This window comes from Variovorax saccharolyticus, assembly GCF_030316765.1.
GTDB classification, from domain to species: Bacteria; Pseudomonadota; Gammaproteobacteria; order Burkholderiales; family Burkholderiaceae_C; genus Variovorax; species Variovorax saccharolyticus.
Genome location: NZ_JASZYT010000011.1, coordinates 29104 through 47309, shown reverse-complemented (window position 1 = coordinate 47309; position 18206 = coordinate 29104). Strand labels below are relative to the sequence as shown.

General features: G+C 67.6%; 17 protein-coding genes and 1 riboswitch. Of the genes, 12 read left to right on the top strand and 5 right to left on the bottom strand.

Annotated features, from left to right (window positions below):
- Position 1: 1 nt before the first annotated feature.
- From gyrB to dnaA, 3 genes are all read right to left on the bottom strand, one after another.
- Positions 2-2626, bottom strand: a complete 2625-nt coding sequence (gene gyrB / locus QTI45_RS28385; RefSeq protein ID WP_444813196.1) for a DNA topoisomerase (ATP-hydrolyzing) subunit B — start codon at positions 2624-2626, stop codon at positions 2-4.
- A gap of 134 nt (positions 2627-2760) precedes the next feature.
- Complete coding sequence (gene dnaN / locus QTI45_RS28380; protein ID WP_286656730.1) at positions 2761-3867, bottom strand: DNA polymerase III subunit beta; 1107 nt, start codon at positions 3865-3867, stop codon at positions 2761-2763.
- 268 nt (positions 3868-4135) lie between these two features.
- The gene (gene dnaA, locus QTI45_RS28375; protein ID WP_286372333.1) at positions 4136-5515 is read right to left on the bottom strand and encodes a chromosomal replication initiator protein DnaA; all 1380 of its coding nucleotides are present in this window, start codon (positions 5513-5515) and stop codon (positions 4136-4138) included.
- A gap of 329 nt (positions 5516-5844) precedes the next feature.
- Between dnaA and rpmH the strand changes: the two genes are divergently transcribed.
- The 7 genes from rpmH to QTI45_RS28340 all read left to right on the top strand — a co-directional run bounded on the left by rpmH (position 5845) and on the right by QTI45_RS28340 (position 11525).
- A complete protein-coding gene (rpmH, locus tag QTI45_RS28370) occupies positions 5845-5979 on the top strand; it encodes a 50S ribosomal protein L34 (RefSeq protein ID WP_007834827.1) in 135 nt (44 codons plus the stop codon).
- A gap of 78 nt (positions 5980-6057) precedes the next feature.
- Positions 6058-6447, top strand: coding sequence for a ribonuclease P protein component (locus QTI45_RS28365; RefSeq protein WP_286656729.1), 390 nt, complete (start codon positions 6058-6060; stop codon positions 6445-6447).
- Complete coding sequence (gene yidD / locus QTI45_RS28360) at positions 6444-6734, top strand: membrane protein insertion efficiency factor YidD (RefSeq protein ID WP_286372335.1); 291 nt, start codon at positions 6444-6446, stop codon at positions 6732-6734. Before QTI45_RS28365 ends, yidD begins: the two co-directional genes overlap by 4 nt.
- Entirely contained in the window at positions 6731-8509 is a 1779-nt protein-coding gene (gene yidC, locus QTI45_RS28355; RefSeq protein ID WP_286372336.1) for a membrane protein insertase YidC, read from the top strand. The genes yidD and yidC overlap by 4 nt, the downstream gene beginning before the upstream one ends.
- Before the next feature lie 65 nt (positions 8510-8574).
- Positions 8575-9987: a tRNA uridine-5-carboxymethylaminomethyl(34) synthesis GTPase MnmE gene (mnmE, locus tag QTI45_RS28350; protein ID WP_286656728.1), complete on the top strand. Its 1413-nt coding sequence runs from the start codon at positions 8575-8577 to the stop codon at positions 9985-9987.
- Between the two features lie 83 nt (positions 9988-10070).
- Positions 10071-10538 (top strand): cyclic nucleotide-binding domain-containing protein, encoded by a 468-nt coding sequence (locus QTI45_RS28345; RefSeq protein ID WP_286372338.1) that lies wholly within the window; start codon positions 10071-10073, stop codon positions 10536-10538.
- A gap of 90 nt (positions 10539-10628) precedes the next feature.
- On the top strand, positions 10629-11525 hold the full coding sequence (locus QTI45_RS28340) for a hypothetical protein (protein ID WP_286656727.1): 897 nt from the start codon (positions 10629-10631) through the stop codon (positions 11523-11525).
- A gap of 15 nt (positions 11526-11540) precedes the next feature.
- Here the strand turns inward: QTI45_RS28340 and QTI45_RS28335 are convergent, their stop codons facing one another.
- Positions 11541-13526, bottom strand: coding sequence for a cation:proton antiporter (locus QTI45_RS28335; protein WP_286372340.1), 1986 nt, complete (start codon positions 13524-13526; stop codon positions 11541-11543).
- Positions 13527-13613: 87 nt separating this feature from the next.
- Between QTI45_RS28335 and QTI45_RS28330 the strand changes: the two genes are divergently transcribed.
- The 4 genes from QTI45_RS28330 to QTI45_RS28315 are packed head-to-tail and all read left to right on the top strand — an operon-like array spanning position 13614 to position 16576.
- Positions 13614-14606: a KpsF/GutQ family sugar-phosphate isomerase gene (locus QTI45_RS28330; RefSeq protein WP_286656726.1), complete on the top strand. Its 993-nt coding sequence runs from the start codon at positions 13614-13616 to the stop codon at positions 14604-14606.
- Entirely contained in the window at positions 14606-15154 is a 549-nt protein-coding gene (locus QTI45_RS28325) for a KdsC family phosphatase (RefSeq protein ID WP_286372342.1), read from the top strand. Before QTI45_RS28330 ends, QTI45_RS28325 begins: the two co-directional genes overlap by 1 nt.
- Complete coding sequence (lptC, locus tag QTI45_RS28320; protein ID WP_286656725.1) at positions 15151-15786, top strand: LPS export ABC transporter periplasmic protein LptC; 636 nt, start codon at positions 15151-15153, stop codon at positions 15784-15786. Before QTI45_RS28325 ends, lptC begins: the two co-directional genes overlap by 4 nt.
- A gap of 4 nt (positions 15787-15790) precedes the next feature.
- The gene (locus tag QTI45_RS28315; RefSeq protein ID WP_286656724.1) at positions 15791-16576 is read left to right on the top strand and encodes an SDR family oxidoreductase; all 786 of its coding nucleotides are present in this window, start codon (positions 15791-15793) and stop codon (positions 16574-16576) included.
- Positions 16577-16640: 64 nt separating this feature from the next.
- Here the strand turns inward: QTI45_RS28315 and rbp are convergent, their stop codons facing one another.
- Positions 16641-17168 (bottom strand): RNA-binding regulator, encoded by a 528-nt coding sequence (gene rbp, locus QTI45_RS28310; protein WP_286656723.1) that lies wholly within the window; start codon positions 17166-17168, stop codon positions 16641-16643.
- A 247-nt stretch (positions 17169-17415) separates the two neighbouring features.
- Positions 17416-17590, top strand: a riboswitch (yybP-ykoY riboswitch).
- Positions 17591-17608: 18 nt separating this feature from the next.
- Here rbp and QTI45_RS28305 point away from each other — a divergent pair.
- On the top strand, positions 17609-18175 hold the full coding sequence (locus QTI45_RS28305) for a TMEM165/GDT1 family protein (protein ID WP_286374405.1): 567 nt from the start codon (positions 17609-17611) through the stop codon (positions 18173-18175).
- Positions 18176-18206: the final 31 nt, after the last annotated feature.

Below are 18206 nucleotides of genomic sequence, written 5' to 3'. Positions count from 1 at the left end.
CTCAAACGTCGATGTTCGCCGCCCGCAGCGCGTTCTGCTCGATGAACTCGCGCCGCGGCTCGACCTCGTCGCCCATCAGCATCGTGAACACGCGGTCGGCCTCGATCGCGTCGTCGATCTGCACCCGCAACAGGCGGCGCACCGCCGGGTCCATCGTGGTCTCCCACAGCTGCTCGGGGTTCATCTCGCCCAGGCCCTTGTAGCGCTGCCGCGCGGTGGCGTTCTCGGCCTGGCCGATCAGCCAGCGCATCGCCTCGCGGAAGTCGTTGACCTTTTCTTCCTTGGCGCGCTCGCCCTCGCCGCGCTTGACCACGGCGCCTTCGCCGAGCAGGTCGCGGAAGGTCTTGGCGGCCTCGGCCAGGGCGGCGTAGTCGGCGCCATGGACGAAGTCCTGCGTCAGCACGCTGCTCTTGATGTTGCCGTGGTGGCGCCGGCTGATGCGCAGCAGCGGCTTGTCGGTGCGGGTGTCGAACTCGCTCGACACTTCGGCCGGTGCGCCGGTGGTGTTGAGCTCGCGCAGCTTCTTCTGCAGCGCCACGGCCGAGGCCTCGGCGCTGGCCGTGGTGTCGAGGTCGAGCGACACGCCGTCGGCGATCGCGCGCAGCGCCGCCGCATCGAGGAACACGCCGAGCCGCGCGATCACGGCTTCGGCCAGCTGGTGCTTGCGCGCCAGTTCGGCCAGCGTGTCGCCGCCGAGCGTGGTCGGGCTCGCACCGCCGGTCGACACGCTCGCATCCTTCAGCGCCACCTTCAGCAGGAAGGCATCGAGCGCCGGGCCGTCCTTGAGGTATTGCTCTTCCTTGCCGACCTTGACCTTGTAGAGCGGCGGCTGCGCGATGTAGATGTGGCCGCGCTCGACCAGCTCCGGCATCTGCCGGTAGAAGAAGGTCAGCAGCAGGGTGCGGATGTGGGCGCCGTCGACGTCGGCGTCGGTCATGATGATGATCCGGTGGTAGCGCAGCTTGGCGACGTTGAAGTCGTCGGCGCCGCCGCCCGAGGTCGTCGCGCCGGCGCGGCCGATGCCGGTGCCCAGGGCGGTGATCATGGTCAGGATTTCGTTGCTGGTCAGCAGCTTCTCGTAGCGTGCCTTCTCGACGTTCAGGATCTTGCCGCGCAGCGGCAGGATGGCCTGGAACTTCCGGTCGCGGCCCTGCTTGGCGGAGCCGCCGGCGGAGTCGCCCTCCACCAGGTAGACCTCGCACAGCGCCGGGTCCTTTTCCTGGCAGTCGGCCAGCTTGCCGGGCAGGCCCATGCCGTCGAGCACGCCCTTGCGGCGCGTCATCTCGCGCGCCTTGCGAGCGGCTTCGCGCGCCCGCGCCGCCTCGACGATCTTGCCGCAGATGATCTTGGCGTCGTTCGGACGCTCCTGCAGGTAGTCGGTGAGCAGGCGGCCGACGATGTCCTCGACCGGCGCGCGCACCTCGCTCGACACCAGCTTGTCCTTGGTCTGGCTCGAGAACTTGGGCTCGGGCACCTTGACGCTCAGCACGCAGCAAAGGCCTTCGCGCATGTCGTCGCCGGTGACCTCGACCTTGGCCTTCTTGGCGAACTCGTTCTCTTCGATGTACTTGTTGATGACCCGGGTCATCGCGGCCCGCAGGCCGGTGAGGTGGGTGCCGCCGTCACGCTGCGGGATGTTGTTGGTGAAGCACAGCACCTGCTCGTTGTAGCCGCTGTTCCACTGCATCGCGACCTCGACGCCGATGTGCGTGCCCGGGATGCCGCCGTAGGTGTCGGCCGGCTTCTCGCCCATCGCGTAGAACACGTTGGGGTGCAGCACCGTCTTGCCCTTGTTGATGAACTCGACGAAGCCCTTGACGCCGCCGGCGCCCGAAAAGTCGTCTTCCTTGCCGCTGCGCTCGTCGATCAGCCGGATCCGCACGCCGTTGTTCAGGAAGCTCAGCTCGCGCAGGCGCTTGCTGAGGATCTCGTAATGGAAGTCGGCGTTTTCCTTGAAGATCTCGTTGTCGGGCAGGAAGTGCACCTCGGTGCCGCGCTTTTCGGTCTCGCCGGTGATCTTCATCGGCGACACCTCGACGCCGCTCACCGTCTCGACGATGCGGTTCTGCACGAAGCCCTTGCTGAACTCGAGCGTGTGGACCTTGCCCTCGCGCCGCACTGTCAGGCGCAGCATCTTGCTGAGCGCGTTGACGCAGCTCACGCCGACGCCGTGCAGGCCGCCCGAGACCTTGTAGCTGTTCTGGTTGAACTTGCCGCCGGCGTGCAGTTCGGTCAGCGCGATCTCGGCCGCCGAGCGCTTGGGCTCGTGCTTGTCGTCCATCTTGACGCCGGTCGGGATGCCGCGGCCGTTGTCGGTGACCGAGATCGAGTTGTCGGTGTGGATCGTGACCACGATGTCGTCGCAGTAGCCCGCGAGCGCCTCGTCGATCGAGTTGTCGACCACCTCGAACACCAGGTGGTGCAGGCCGGTGCCGTCGGACGTGTCGCCGATGTACATGCCCGGCCGCTTGCGCACCGCCTCCAGCCCTTCGAGGATCGTGATGGAGCCTTCGCCGTAGGAGGTGTCGCCGGCCGGTGTCACCTCGATCGGAATCGCGCTGTCGATCTCAGGGGTGTAAACCGGCTCGGTGTGCGGTACGTCCGGCTTGTTTTCTTCGCTCATCACTGTCTTTCTCTCTCGGCACCGGGCTGGGCGCCGTCTGTTCGGGAGATACCGCGGAACCGGCGCTGCCGGGCCGCTGGTATCGCCCCCTGCAAGGGGGTGGGCGGCTACACGAAGTGAGCCAACCTGGGGGTGGGCTAAATCCTCATCGGCATGACGACGTACTTGAACGAAGCGTTCTCGGGAATCGTCATCAGCACCGAGCTGTTGGAATCGGCCAGGTCCAGCTTGACCATGTCCTGGCTCATGTTGGCCAGCGCGTCGATCAGGTAGGTCACGTTGAAGCCGATCTCGATCGCGTCGCCGCCGTAGTCGATGTCGAGCTCGTCCTGGGCCTCTTCCTGCTCGGCATTGTTCGAGGCGATGCGCAAGGTGCCGGGCTCGATGTTGAGCCGCACGCCCTTGAACTTCTCGCTGGTCAGGATCGCGGTGCGCTGCAGGCTGGCCAGGAGCGGCGCGCGACCGAGCGTGACCGTGTTCTTGTGGGTCTTGGGGATCACGCGGTTGTAATCGGGGAACTTGCCCTCGACCAGCTTGGTGACGAACTCCATGCCGCCGAAGCTGAACTTGGCCTGGTTGTTGGCGAACTGCATCTCGATCGCGCCTTCGGCGTCGGACAGGAGACGCTGCATCTCGAGCACGGTCTTGCGCGGCAGGATCACCTCCTGGCGCGGCACCTCGACGTCGAGGGTGGCCGAGGCGAAGGCCAGCCGGTGGCCATCGGTGGCGACCAGGCTCAGCTGCTTGCCTTCGGCGACGAACAGGATGCCGTTGAGGTAGTAGCGGATGTCGTGCACCGCCATCGCGAACGACACCTGGCCCAGCAGGTCCTTCAAGGTCTTCTGCGGCACGCTGAACACCGGGCCGAAATTGGCCGACTCCTGCACCAGCGGGAAGTCTTCGGCCGGCAGCGATTGCAGGGTGAAGCGGCTCTTGCCGCCCTTGAGCACCAGCTTGCTGGCATTCGACTCGAGGCTCACGGTCTGGTCGGCCGGCATCGTGCGCAGGATGTCGATCAGCTTGCGGGCGCCGATGGTGGTGGTGAAGTTGCCTTCGTCGCCACCGAGCTCGGCGTGGGTGCGGATCTGGATCTCGAGGTCGCTGGTGGTGAGCTGCAACTGGCCGCCGGTCTTGCGGATCAGCACGTTGGCCAGGATCGGCAGCGTGTGGCGCCGCTCGACGATGCCCGCCACCGACTGCAGCGCGGCGAGGACTTTGTCCTGTGTTGCCTTCAAAACGATCATTGTCTTACCTCTTCCTTATTTCTTTAATTCAAATTAGTAGTAGTAGATAAGGGACGCACCGTCCTGTGGACAGCGTCGTTTTCCGCTTTCGTGACAAGGACTTGCCGCAGCCCGCCGGCTGTGCGTAGCCATGCTTTCGCGCTGTCGCCGCGCGGCGCACAACTTCGGCCCGCCGCTGCAGCCTGTGGACAAGCACCCTCTTGTGCCGGAACTGTCCCCAGAGTTGTCCGTTGACAGGGACTGCGCATTCTGAACGAGGCGCTCACTGTCATCCTTTGAGGGTCTGCTCCAGCACGTGCAGCTGCTGGTTGAGCTCGGTGAGCTGCTGGCGCTCGCCCGAGATCTTGCGCACCGCATGCAGCACCGTGGTGTGGTCGCGGCCACCGAACAGCTCGCCGATCTCGGGCAGGCTCTTCTGGGTCAGCTCCTTGGCCAGGTACATCGCGATCTGGCGCGGCCGCGCGATCGAGGCCGGCCGCTTCTTCGAATACATGTCGGCGACCTTGATCTTGTAGTAGTCGGCCACCGTCTTCTGGATGTTCTCGACCGAGATCTGCCGGTTCTGGATCGACAGCAGGTCGCGCAGCGCCTCGCGCGCCAGGGCGATCGAGATCTCCTTCTGGTTGAAGCGCGAGTAGGCGAGGATCTTGCGCAGCGCGCCTTCGAGCTCGCGCACATTGGAACGCACGTTCTTGGCGACGAAGAAGGCGACCTCCTCGGGCATCTCGGCGCTCTCGGCGCGTGCCTTGTTGATCAGGATCGCGACCCGCATCTCGAGCTCGGGCGGCTCGATCGCCACCGTGAGCCCCGAATCGAAGCGCGAGACCAGCCGCTCGTGGATGTCCGCCAGACCCTTGGGATAGGTATCGCTGGTCATCACGATGTGCGACTTCTTGGCCAGCAGGGCTTCGAAGGCGTTGAAGAATTCCTCTTGCGTGCGGTCCTTGTTGGCGAAGAACTGCACGTCGTCGATCAGGAGCAGGTCGAGCGAGTGGTAGCGTTCCTTGAACTCGTCGAAAGTCTTGCGCTGATAGGCCTTGACCACATCCGAGACGAACTGCTCCGCATGGATGTAGAGAACTTTGGAATCCGGCCGGTCGGCAAGCAGGCGGTTGCCCACCGCGTGCATCAGGTGGGTCTTGCCCAGGCCGACGCCGCCGTAGATGAAAAGCGGGTTGTAGAGATGCCCCGGCATTCCGGCCACGTGCATTGCCGCGGCCCGCGCCATGCGGTTCGCCGTGCCCTCCACCAGGGTGTCGAAGGTGAGCCCCGAGTTGAGCCGGTTCTTGAACGCCGCGGCCGCCAGGTCCTCGCCCGAAGGTGCCATGTCGCGCGGCACATCGGTTTCGGAAACGATGGCCATGGAAGCAGGCCGGTTGACGATCTCCCGAGGAGCGAGCGCTAACTCAATGATGACTGGCTGGCCATAGAGCTTCTCGGCCATCGAGGCGATCTTGCCGGCATACTGGGCCCGGATCCAGTCCAGCTTGAAGCGGTTGGCCACGAAGACCGTGACCCGCGAGAGATCGTCCGTGACCTTGGCGGTCAGGGGTTTGATCCAGGTGTTGAACTGCTGTTCGGACAGTTCCTGGGCGAGCTGGTCGACACAGGCCTGCCAGAGGCTGTCACCGATGCCTTCACCCGGCATGGGCGCTCTGAAAAGTGGTTTGTCCCTCAGCCATTTATCGTCTTTGTATTGTGGATAGTCGCACCCGCGATGCGCCCTGGATTCTAACTTGTCAAAACCTTATCCACATGGCTTCGAAGCCCTGCGAGTAACCCGCAAAGCCGCTTGACATTGTCGCGCAGCTGAATCTTTGCGATAATCGCGGGTTTCCCTGAAAACCTTCTTGTGTGTTTTGGGGTAAATCGAATCTGGGCACACACGGGGAGCCTCCTCGCCCGATAAAACTGCCGACGGCCTTCGGGGCCCGGAGGCTCAAACGCCGGCCTTGCCGGTGAACCAGGAAAATCATCATGAAACGCACTTACCAAGCTTCCAAAGTCCGCCGCGCCCGTACCCACGGCTTCCTGGTCCGCATGAAGACCCGCGGTGGCCGCGCCGTGATCAACGCACGCCGCGCCAAGGGCCGCAAGCGCCTGGCCGTCTAAGTCCAAGACTCGCCGGCACCGTTGCCAGTCGACCCGCTGCCGCCCTCACCGTCCGACGGCGTCCCGCGGTTGGCTTCCATGCAGCGGCTCAAGACCCGCGCGCAGTTCCAGGCCGTCCTCGCAGGTGCCACCGTGGCGCGAACAGCCCACTTCGCACTGCACCGCTGCGCGCTCGCCGCGCCGGCCGGGGCCGAGCCGCTGTTCACCACCGAGGACGTGTGGCTCGGCGCGATGGTTCCCAAGCGCTGGGCCCGCCGCGCGGTCACCCGCAACGCGATCAAACGCCAGATCTACACCGTGAGCGCCGCCGCGCCCGACGCAACGTTGCCGCGCGCGGCACACGTGGTGCGCCTGCGCGCGGCTTTCGATCGCAAGCAATTCGTCAGCGCGTCATCCGACAAGCTCAAGGCCGCCGTCCGCGCCGAACTCCAGCAGCTGCTGGAGCGGGCCGCAACGGCGCGCGCATGATGCGGCGCCTCCTGATCGGCCTGGTCAAGGGCTACCGACTGCTGCTGAGCCCCTGGCTCGGCCAGTCCTGCCGCTTCGAGCCAACCTGCTCCGTGTACGCCATCGGCGCTCTCGAGCAGCACGGCGCGGCCAAGGGAAGCTACCTCACGCTGCACCGCATCGCCCGCTGCCAGCCCTGGTGCCAGGGCGGCCACGATCCGGTTCCCCCGAAGACACAGCGGCCGATGCCCAGGCGCGGGTCGCTGTTCGCCTTTCTCTCTTCCGACGACAAGAAGTCATCTTCATGAACGATATCCGCCGCACCATCCTGTGGGTGATCTTTGGCTTCTCGCTGGTGCTGCTGTGGGACCAATGGCAGGTCTACAACGGCAACAAGCCGACTTTCCTGCCCTCGACCAAGAGCAGCGCGCCGGCCGATCCGGCGGCGACACCCGCCGCCGCGAACGCCAACGGCGTCCCCGCGGCCGCCGCGCCGGCCGCCGGCGCCGTGCCGGTGCAGGGTTCGGCGCCCGCCATCGGCGAGAAGGTCACGGTCTCCACCGACCTCTTCAAGGCGACCATCGACGGTGAAGGCGGCACGCTGTCGGAACTGCAGCTGCTGCAATTCCTCGACCAGACCAACCACGGCGGCCTGGTCGAGTGGTTCCGCCGCCTGGTCGGGCTGCCGGTGCCGCAGAACGAGGTCCGGCCGGTGCTGCTGATGGAGAACGGTTCGCCCGCCACCCGCTACGTGGCCCAGACCGGCCTGCTCAACACGGTCGATACCGGCGATCGCTTCCCGAACCATCTGAGCCTCATGACGGCGCGGCCCGGTCCGCGCGAGCTGGCCGACGGCCAGAACAAGCTCGAGGTGGTGTTCGAGTCGCAGCCGGTGGGCGGCCTGAAGTACGTCAAGACCTATACCTTCCTGCGCGGCGACTATTCGATCCGCGTCAACCACCAGGTCGTCAACGTCAGCGACAAGCCGCTCGATCCGCAGCTGTACCTGCAGTTCACGCGCCACGGCACGGTGGCCGCAGGCACCATGTTCGGCACCAACACCTTCACCGGCCCGGCCATTTACACCGAGCAGAAGAAGTTCCAGAAGATCGACTTCAGCGCCATCACGAAGGGCAAGGTCGAACTGCCGGCGCCCACCAACAACGGCTGGGTGGCGATGGTCCAGCACTACTTCGTGTCGGCCTGGCTGCTCAACGTGCCGGGCAGCGACGCGATCCAGCGCGAATTCCGCGTCGCCGACCTCGGCAACAACCTGTTCTCGGTGGCGATGGTGCTGAAGCTGCCCCAGCTGGCGCCGGGCGCAGCGCAGACGGTCGACAGCAACCTGTTCGCCGGCCCCGAAGAAGAGAAGAAACTCGAGGCCATCGCGCCCGGCCTCGACCTGGTCAAGGACTACGGCATCTTCGCGATCATCTCGAAGCCGCTCTACTGGCTGCTCAACAAGCTGCACGGCATCCTCGGCAACTGGGGCTGGGCCATCGTCGCGCTGGTGGTGCTGCTGAAGGCGGCCTTCTACTGGCTCAACGCCAAGGCCTACGCGAGCATGGCCAAGATGAAGGCCATCAACCCGAAGATCATGGAGATGCGCGAGCGGCTCAAGGACAAGCCGCAGGAGATGCAGCAGGAGATGATGCGCATCTACCGCGAGGAGAAGGTCAACCCGATGGGCGGCTGCTTCCCGATCGTGATCCAGATCCCGGTGTTCATCGCGCTCTACTGGGTGCTGCTGTCCTCGGTCGAGATGCGCCATGCGCCGTGGATCCTCTGGATCCATGACCTCTCGGCACCGGACCCGTGGTTCATCCTGCCGGTGGTCATGACCGCGACCTCGCTGTTCCAGACCTGGCTCAACCCGACGCCGCCGGACCCGATGCAGGCCAAGCTGATGTGGATCATGCCGCTGGCCTTCAGCGTGATGTTCATCTTCTTCCCGGCTGGCCTGGTGCTCTACTGGATCACCAACAACGTGCTGTCGATCGCGCAGCAGTGGTTCATCAACAAGCGCCTCGGCGTGCTGGGCAACCCGTCCAAGACGCCGAAGCTGGCGAAGCCGGCCAAGTAAGGCTTCGGCCGCCGAACCCCGAGGGCCGCGAAAGCGGCCCTTTTTGCTGGAAGAATCGTCCCCTCATGCTTTCGCGCACCGCCGATCCGATCGTTGCCATCGCCACTGCTTCGGGCCGTGGCTCGGTCGGGATCGTGCGGGTTTCGGGCCGCGAACTGGCACCGCTGGTGCAGGCGCTGTGCGGCCGCCCGCTGAAGCCGCGCGAAGCGAGCTACCTGCCCTTCCTCGACGCCGACGGCTCGCCGATCGATCGCGGGCTGGCGCTGCACTTTCCGGCACCCCACTCCTTCACGGGCGAAGACGTGTTCGAGCTGCAGGCCCACGGCGGCACGGTCGTGCTGCAGCTGCTGCTGGCGCGCTGCCTGGCGGCCGCCGCCGAAACCGATCCGGCGACCGGCCTGCCGCGCCTGGCCGGCATGCGGGTGGCCGAGCCCGGCGAATTCAGCCAGCGCGCCTTCCTCAACGGCAAGATCGACCTGGCACAGGCCGAGGCGATTGCAGACCTGATCGACGCCAGCACCGAAGCCGCGGCGCGCAGCGCCAGCCGCTCACTGTCGGGCGCCTTCTCCGACGAGATCCACACCCTGCTCGAGGCATTGGTTCGCCTGCGCATGCTGGTCGAGGCGACGCTGGACTTTCCCGACGAGGAAATCGACTTCCTGCAGGAGGCCGATGCCGCGGGCCAACTGGTCGCGCTGCAGGTCCAGCTGGCCGCGGTCCAGCAGCGGGCCCGCCAGGGCGCCCTGCTGCGCGAAGGCATCAAGGTCGTGATCGCCGGACAGCCGAATGCGGGCAAGAGTTCGCTGCTCAATGCGCTCGCGGGGGCCGAGCTGGCGATCGTCAGCGCGGTCGCGGGCACCACCCGCGACGTCGTTTCCCAGACCATCCAGATCCAGGGCGTGCCGCTGCACGTGGTCGACACGGCGGGCCTGCGCGAGAGCGCCGACGAGGTCGAGCAGATCGGCATCGCGCGCGCCTGGGGCCAGATCGAGGGCGCCGACGCGGTGCTGTTCCTGCACGACCTGACGCGCAGCGCGTCGCCCGCCTATGTGCGGGACGACGCCGATATCGCCGGCCTCCTGGCCACCCGGCTGCCCGCCAGCGTGCCGGTGATCGATGTCTGGAGCAAGCTGGATGCGGCGCCCGCCGATGCGCCGCAGCCTGATCGCGGGGTCAGCCTCTCGGCCCGCACCGGCGCCGGCATCGAGACCCTGAGGCGGCAACTGCTCGAAGTGGCCGGCTGGCAGGCCGTGCCCGAAGGCGTCTACCTGGCGCGGGCCCGGCATGTGCAGGCGCTGTCGCGGGTCGAGGAACACATCGCCCTCGCATCGGCCCATCTGGCGGCCCACGCGCAGTTGCTGGACCTGCTGGCCGAAGAGCTGCGGCTGGCGCAGAACGCGCTGAACGAGATCACCGGCGAGTTCGGCGCCGACGATCTGCTGGGCGTGATCTTTTCCCGTTTTTGCATCGGCAAGTAACTCGAAGTGTGGCTTTTTGTGACATCTGTCACCGCAAATTTGAGCAATCGCGGATACTGCGCGAGCACAGCAGGGTTAGAACAATGTCATCCAGCATTCAGGATCTTTGCCGAGCCATCTCGCAGAACACCAGCTACGATGCCTTCGCGCCGGCGCTCAATGCGCAGCAGTGGGAAACGGTGGCCGGCTATCTGCAGCCTTTCGACCTTGCCGCGGGGCAGGTCCTGATCGACCAGGGCACCCACGACCGGACGGTCTTCTTCATCGAAAGCGGAGCGCTCAGCGTGCACCTGATCGGCGACAAGGGGCAAATGCAACTGGCGATCCTGAATCCGGGCTCGGTGGTGGGCGAGGGTTCCTTCTTCTCGCGCGCGCCGCGTTCGGCCAATGTGGTCGCCACGGGTGCCGCCCGTGTCTGGCGGCTGAGCGCCATCCGCTTCGCCGAGCTGTCGAACCGCCAACCCAATCTCGCACTGGAACTCACGATGGGACTCGGCGCGGTCATCGCCAAGCGGATGGTGAACAAGCCCAAGCGGGTGGCAGTGACCTGAAGTCGGACGATGATCCAGGCATGCGCCGACTGCCGCACAGAGAACCGTGACGGCGCCAGGTTCTGCAAGGGATGCGGCCGGCGCCTGGTCTTGCCCGGTCCCGCGCCGCTGACCGGCGTGCCCGGCTTGCCGGGCGCCGACGACGAATGGGCCGCGACGCAGCGAATGCCGATGGAGTCCGATCTGCGGCTTCCGCCGTCCCCGCGCCGACGCCGATCGACGGCGCCGCTTCCCGCAGCGGCCAGCCGCAAGGTCGCCCCGGCACCCAAGATGAGCGCGCCACGAAGGGTCGCCGCCCCGCCGCCGCCCGCGAACCCGATGCGCACGGCCGTGATCGCCCTGCTGATCGTCGGTGGGGTCGCCGCTGCTGCCGGCTGGTTCTTCTCCTCCGGTCCTCACGGCACCGGCTCGACCGCCCGGACATCGCCCGCACCCGCCGCACCGGTCCAGCCTGCGGCGCCCGAGACCTCGGCCCAGCCACCGGCCGCCCTCGCGTCCGCAGCGCCTCTCCCGCTGCCGGCGGAGCCACCGACGCCGCAGCCGCAGCCGCAGCCGGAACCGGCAGCCACGCCTTCAGCCGCAATCAGCCTGCCTGCGGCGCCGACGCCGACGCCGACGCCGACGCCAACGCCTGAGCCACCGCCGCCGCCAGCACCGCCAGCACCGCCAGCACCACCAGCGGCGACGCCGACGCCGCCGGTCGCCGCGGCGAAACCCGCGCCGCCGAAGATCCGCAAGCCGGCGCCGCCGCCGGCCGCACCCGCGCCCGTCGTGGTCGCGGCGCCGCCCCCCGAGCCGGCGGCGCCGCCTCCTGCCCCTGCGCCGAGCCCGCAGGCGCTGTGCGCCGGCCTCAACTTCATCGCCCGCGCCCAGTGCCTGGCGGCGCAGTGCGCCAAGCCCGAACTCCGCTCGCACGCCCAGTGCGACGCGGTACGCCGCCAGCAGCAGGTCGAGGAGGAAAGGCGCAATCCGACGCTGCTGAATTGAGCGGCGAGCTGGCGCTCAGCCCTTCTGGAGTTTGTCGATGGCCATGGCCAGCGCGCCGGGCTTGCCCGACAGCACCAGCGTGTCGCCATCTGCCAGCACGGTGTCGTCAGCGGCATCGGCCGCCTTGCCGTCGCGCCGGCGCAGGCTGGCGACGCGGACCTGCAGCCCGGCCAGCGCCAGGCCCGCCAGCGGCTGGCCGATCGCGCGCGCGCCCGCCGTCAGCGTGAAGCTGTTGAGCCTTTCGTGGTCGATCTCGTCGGCGTTGTCGTCGTCGGCGCCGTGGAAATAGCCGCGCAGCAGGTTGTAGCGCTCGTCCCGCTGGTCCTGCACCACACGGATCACGCGCCGCATCGGCACGCCGACCAGCGCCAGCGCGTGGCTGGCCAGCATCAGCGAGCCCTCGATCGCCTCCGGCACCACCTCGGTCGCACCGGCCGCCTGCAGCTTCTCGAGGTCGCGGTCGTCCTGGGTCCGGACGATCACCGGCACCTGGGGCGCATGGGCGCGGGAGTTGGCCAGCACCTTGAGCGCACCGGGCACGTCCTGGTAGGTCACGACCAGGGCGCTGGCGCGCGCCAGCCCGGCGGCCATCAGCGCCTGCAGCCGCGAGGCATCGCCGAACACCACCGAGTCGCCGGCCGCGGCGGCCTGCCGCACGCGGTCCGGGTCGAGGTCCAGCGCCAGGTAGGGAATGCCTTCGCGCTCCAGCATCCGCGCCAGGTTCTGGCCGCAGCGCCCGTAGCCGCAGATGATCACGTGGCGCGCCGTGTTGATGGTCTTGCGCGCGATCGTGGTCATCTGCAGCGATTGCTGGAGCCAGTCGCTGGCCACCAGCTTGCGGACGATGCGGTTGCTGTACATGATGATGAAGGGCGTCGACAACATCGACAGCACCATCGAGGCCAGCACCGGATTCGCCAGCCAGGCCGGCAGCAGGTCCTGACCCTGGGCCAGCGCCAGCAAGACGAAACCGAACTCGCCGGCCTGCGCCAGGTAGAGGCCGGTGCGCAGCGCCACCCCGCTGGTCGCGCCGAGCAGGCGCGCCAGCAGCGTCACGAGCACCAGCTTGAACGCCAGCGGCAGCAGCAGCAGGACCGCGACCAGGGCCCAGCGCTCGACCATCACGTGCCAGTCGAGCGACATGCCGATGGTGATGAAGAAGAGCCCGAGCAGCACGTCGTGGAAAGGCCGGATGTCGGTCTCGACCTGGTGCTTGAACTCGGTCTCCGACACCAGCATGCCGGCCACGAAGGCGCCCAGCGCCAGGCTCAGGCCCGCCAGCTCGGTCAGCCAGGCGAGGCCCAGCGTGATCAGCAGCAGGTTCAGCATGAAGAGCTCCTCGCTGCGCCGGCGCGCCACCAGCGTGAGCCACCAGCGCATCACGCGCGGCCCGCCGTAGAGCAGCAGCGTGATCAGGAAGCTGGCCTTCAGCAGGGCGAAGCCGAGGGCCTTCAGCAGGGTCTCCGGCGGCGCGCCGAGCGCGGGGATCAGCACCAGCAGCGGCACCACCGCCAGATCCTGGAACAGCAGCACGCCCATCACGCGCTTGCCGTGCTCGCTGTCGAGTTCGAGGCGTTCGGCCATCAGCTTGACGACGATCGCGGTGCTGCTCATCGTGAGCGCGCCGGAGAACACCAGCGCGGCCTGCCAGTCGAGCCGCCAGGCCGGCGGCAGCCAGGTGGAGACCAGCAAGGCGCCGCCGGTGGCCACCGAGATCGTCAGCAGCACCTGCAGCAGCCCGAGGCCGAACACGTGCCGGCGCATCGCCCGCAGCTTGGGCAGGCTGAACTCGAGGCCGATCACGAACATCAGGAAGACCACGCCGAACTCGCCCAGGTGCCGGATGCCCTCCGAGTTCTGCGCCAGGGCCAGCGCATGCGGCCCGATCAGGACGCCGGCCGACAGGTAGCCGAGCATCGGCGGCAGCCGCAGCGACCGGCAGATCACCACGCCGATCACCGCAGCGAGCAGGTACATCAGCGTGAGATCGAGCGAAGACATGACCGCATGCTAGCAACACGCTTGCCCGCCCCGGCGCGAAATCGTCCTCTCTTCGGACATGGACCGGCCGGCCGATAAAATCCGCCGATGAGCTCCCACCTCCCCACGATCGATTCCGAAGCGCTGCTGGCGCGCGCCCGCACGACTTTCGACATCGAGGCGGCAGCGGTGCTCGGCCTCAAGGACCGCCTGGGCGCCAGCTTTCCTGCTGCAGTGCAGAAGATCCTCGATGTCCGCGGCCGCGTGGTCGTGATGGGCATGGGCAAGAGCGGCCATGTGGGCCGCAAGATCGCGGCCACTCTGGCCTCGACCGGAACGCCCGCGATGTTCGTGCATCCGGCCGAAGCCAGCCACGGCGACCTCGGCATGATCAAGTCCGTCGACCTGGTGCTGGCCATCTCCAACAGCGGCGAGGTCGAGGAACTCACCACCATCCTGCCGGTGGTCAAGCGCCAGGGCGTTCCGCTGATCGCGCTCACCGGGCGCGCGGACTCCACCCTCGCGCGCCATGCCGACATCGTGCTCGACAGCGGCGTCGAGAAGGAAGCCTGTCCGCTGAACCTCGCTCCGACCGCCAGCACCACCGCCCAGATGGCGATGGGCGATGCGCTCGCGGTGGCCCTGCTCGATGCCCGCGGCTTCGGCACCGAGGACTTCGCGCGTTCGCATCCCGGCGGCGCCCTCGGCCGCAAGCTCCTGACCCATGTCAGCGATGTCATGCGCTCGGGCGACGACGTGCCGCGGGTCGGACCCGAGGCCGGCCTCAGCGAGATCATGCGCGAGATGAGTTCCAAGGGGCTCGGCGCGACCGCCGTGGTCGGGCCCGATGGCCGCGCGATCGGCATCTTCACGGACGGCGACCTGCGCCGCAAGGTCGAGACCGGCGACGACCTGCGCGCCCTCAAGGCCAGCGACGTGATGCACGCGGGCCCGCGCACGCTGCGCGCCGATGCGCTGGCGGCCGAGGCGGCCGACCTCATGGAGCAGCACCGCATCACCAGCGTGCTGGTGGTCGATCCGGCCGGCCTGCTCATCGGCGCCCTCAGCATCAACGACCTGATGCGCGCGAAAGTCATCTGATGGGTGTCGACTTCAGGCCCGAGACCTTGCTCGCCGCCCAGGACATCCGGATCGCCTTCTTCGACATCGACGGCGTGCTGACCGATGGCGGCGTGTACTTCACCGAGCACGGCGAGACGCTCAAGCGCTTCAGCATCCTCGACGGCTACGGCCTCAAGCTGCTGCGCCTGGCCGGCATCACGCCGGCCGTGATCACCGGCCGCGATTCGAAGCCCTTGCGCCTGCGGCTCGAGGCGCTGGGCATCACGCACGTGCGCTATGGCACCGAGGACAAGCTGCCCGCCGCCGAGGCGATGCTCGCGCAGCTGGGCTTCGACTGGTCGCAGGCGGCCGCCATCGGCGATGACTGGCCCGACCTGCCGGTGCTGTTGCGGGTCGCCTTCGCGGCGGCGCCGGCCAACGCCCATGCCGAGGTGCGCGCCATCGCGCGCCACGTCACGGCTGCCCGCGGCGGAGAAGGCGCGGCACGAGAATTCTGCGATCTGCTGCTGACCGCCGGCGGGCACTACCGCCGGCTGCTCGACCAGGCGCGGGGCCTCGCCGAATGAAGTCCGCCTGGCGCATGCTGCGCGACGCCTTCGATCGCCTGACGATCTACCTGCCGATCATCCTGACCGCGGTGCTCGCGCTGGGCACCTACTGGCTGGTGCGCAACGCGCCCGAGATGCTGGCGCCCCAGGCCCAGGAGGCGCCGACGCACGAGCCCGACTACTTCATGCGCAACTTCTCGGTGAAGAACTTCCTTCCCAACGGCGACCTGCGCACCGAAGTCTTCGGCAAGGAAGGCCGGCACTACCCCGACACCGACACGCTCGAGGTCGACCAGGTGCGCTGGCGCTCCATCTCGCCCGAGGGACTGGTCACGCATGGCTCGGCCGACCGCGGCGTCTCGAACGGCGACGGCACCGAGATCCAACTCTTCGGCAATGCGATCGTGATTCGCGATGCCGCCAAGTCGCCCACCGGCACGCCGCTGCCGCGGCTCGAGTTCCGCGGCGAGTTCCTGCATGCCTACCTCGACACCGAGCGGGTGAAATCGGACAAGCCGGTCACGCTGATCCGCGGCAGCGACCAGTTCACCTCCGACTCCATGGACTACGACAGCCTGAGCGGCGTCGCCAACCTCAAGGGCCGCGTGCGCGGGCTGCTGATGCCGGCGCCGCCCGGCCCGAAGCGCTGAGCGCATGGGCAGCCCGAATCCCCTGCTCTTCGTCACCGGCGCCTCCAGCGGCATCGGACAGGCGCTGGCCGAGCGCTTCTACGCGGCCGGCTACGACCTGGCCCTGGTGGCACGGCGCACGTCCGAGGTCGAGGCCTGGGCCGCTGCCCGGCGGCTCGACCCCGGCCGCTGGCGGATCTATGGCGCCGATGTGGCCGATGTCGACAGCATCGTCGCCGCGGGCACCGCCTGCATGGCGCAGCAGGGCCTGCCCGCGGTGGTCATCGCCAACGCCGGCATCAGCATCGGCATGGACAGCGCGGTGCGCGGCGACCTCGATGTGATGGCGCGCACCTTCGCCACCAACAACCTCGGCCTGGCGGCCACCTTCCATCCCTTCGTCGCCGCCATGGCCGGGCGCGGCAGCGGCCGCCTGGTGGGGATCGGCAGCGTGGCGGCCATTCGCGGCCTGCCGGGACACGGCGCCTACTGCGCCAGCAAGGCCGGCGTGGTCGCCTACTGCGAAAGCTTGCGCGGCGAACTGCGGGCCAGCGGGGTCAAGGTGGTCACGCTGTGCCCAGGCTACGTGGACACGCCGCTGACGCAAGGCAATCGCTACAGCATGCCCTTCCTGCTGCAACCGGCGGAGTTCGCCGATCGTGCCTTCGACGCGATCCGGGCCGGCGCCAGCTACCGCGTGATTCCCTGGCAGATGGGCGTGATCGCCAAGCTCATGCGCATGCTGCCGAACCCGCTGTTCGACCGGGTCTTCGAGGGCCGCGGCCGCAAGCGGCGCGAGAACGAGGCGTAGCGAGCGCCCATGAAAAAAGGCTCCCTGGGGAGCCTTTTTGCCGGGGTTCGCGTTCGAGGCGCGATCAGTAGCCGCTGTTGCCGCCATTGCCGCCGCCGTAGCCGCCGCGACCGCCGCCGCCACCGCCACGCGGGCCCGCGCCATAGGGGCTGCGGAAGCCGCCGTCACCGCCGCCGCCGCCACTGCGGCCACCGCCGCCGTAGCCGCCGCCACCGCCGCTGCGGCCACCACCGCCGCCGCCGTAACCGCCGCCGCCGCCACCACCATAGCCGCCGCCACCGCCGCCGCCATAACCACCGCCGCCACCGCCGTAGCCGCCGCCACCGCTGCGGGGCGGACGGGCTTCCATCGGACGGGCTTCATTGACCACGACGCTGCGGCCGCCGAGCGGCTGGCCGTTCATGCCGTTGATGGCTGCTTGTGCTTCCGCATCGCTGCCCATTTCGACGAAGCCGAAGCCCTTGGAACGGCCGGTATCGCGCTCCATCATGACTTTGGCACTCGTCACGGCGCCGAATTGGCCGAAGGCTTGCTCGAGATCACCGTCGCGCACCGAGTAAGGCAGGTTACCGACGTACAGTTTGTTGCCCATCAAGGGACTCCTATAAACACATCAAGAAAAGCGATGGAGTCCCGAGAGCAGCAATACGGCGAAACATCCGCCGAGTTGCGCGAAACTGACCGATCACCGATTCGCCCCCCCGAATTTTGAAGGGAGGCTCGTGCATTATGGGTGAAACGGCTCGAATGCAAGTAGGAATTTGCACGCAGTCGGCGGCCCGGCGAATAAATGTGAAGTAAGCAGTTGCTTACATATAGCCTCCCGGACACGCTACAATCGACCGGTCATTGGGGAGTAGCCGCCTTCCATCGCGAGAAGGGTTTGCGTCAACAGACTTGTACTGCACCCGTGCAGCACATGGCGCAAGCAGCAGCAGCCTGGCGAGACCTTTGACCGCGCAACTTCGGGATTCGGCCGAAGGTGTTGCGCGGTCAATTGCGTCCTTCGGCCGTAGGAATCCCTTTTTTCTCATGGAAGCTTTTCTCGTTGCAACCGGTGTGGTCGCGCTCGCCGAGATGGGTGACAAGACCCAGTTGCTCGCCCTCATCCTCGCGGCGCGGTTCCGCAAGCCCTGGCCGATCGTGGCGGGCATCTTCACGGCGACGGTGCTCAACCACGCGCTGGCCGGCGCGGTCGGCAACTGGGTCACCCAGTTCCTCGGCCCCGACATCCTGCGCTGGATCCTCGGCGGCTCCTTCATCGCGATGGCGGTGTGGATGATGATCCCCGACAAGATCGACGAAGACGAGGTTCCCAAGTCCTCGCACTACGGCGTCTTCGGGACGACGGTGCTGGCTTTCTTCCTCGCCGAGATGGGGGACAAGACGCAGATCGCCACCGTGATGCTCGCCGCCCGCTACGTCGACGCCTACGTGTGGGTCGTCATGGGAACCACGCTCGGCATGATGCTGGCCAACGCGCCGGTGGTCTGGCTCGGCGACCGCATCGTGAAGCGCGTGCCGATCCAGCTCGTGCACGGCATCTCGGCCGCCATCTTCATGGTGCTCGGGGTCGCCGCGTTGATCGGCTGGGGTTGAGCGGCATATACTTCCGCGACGCGCCGATTTG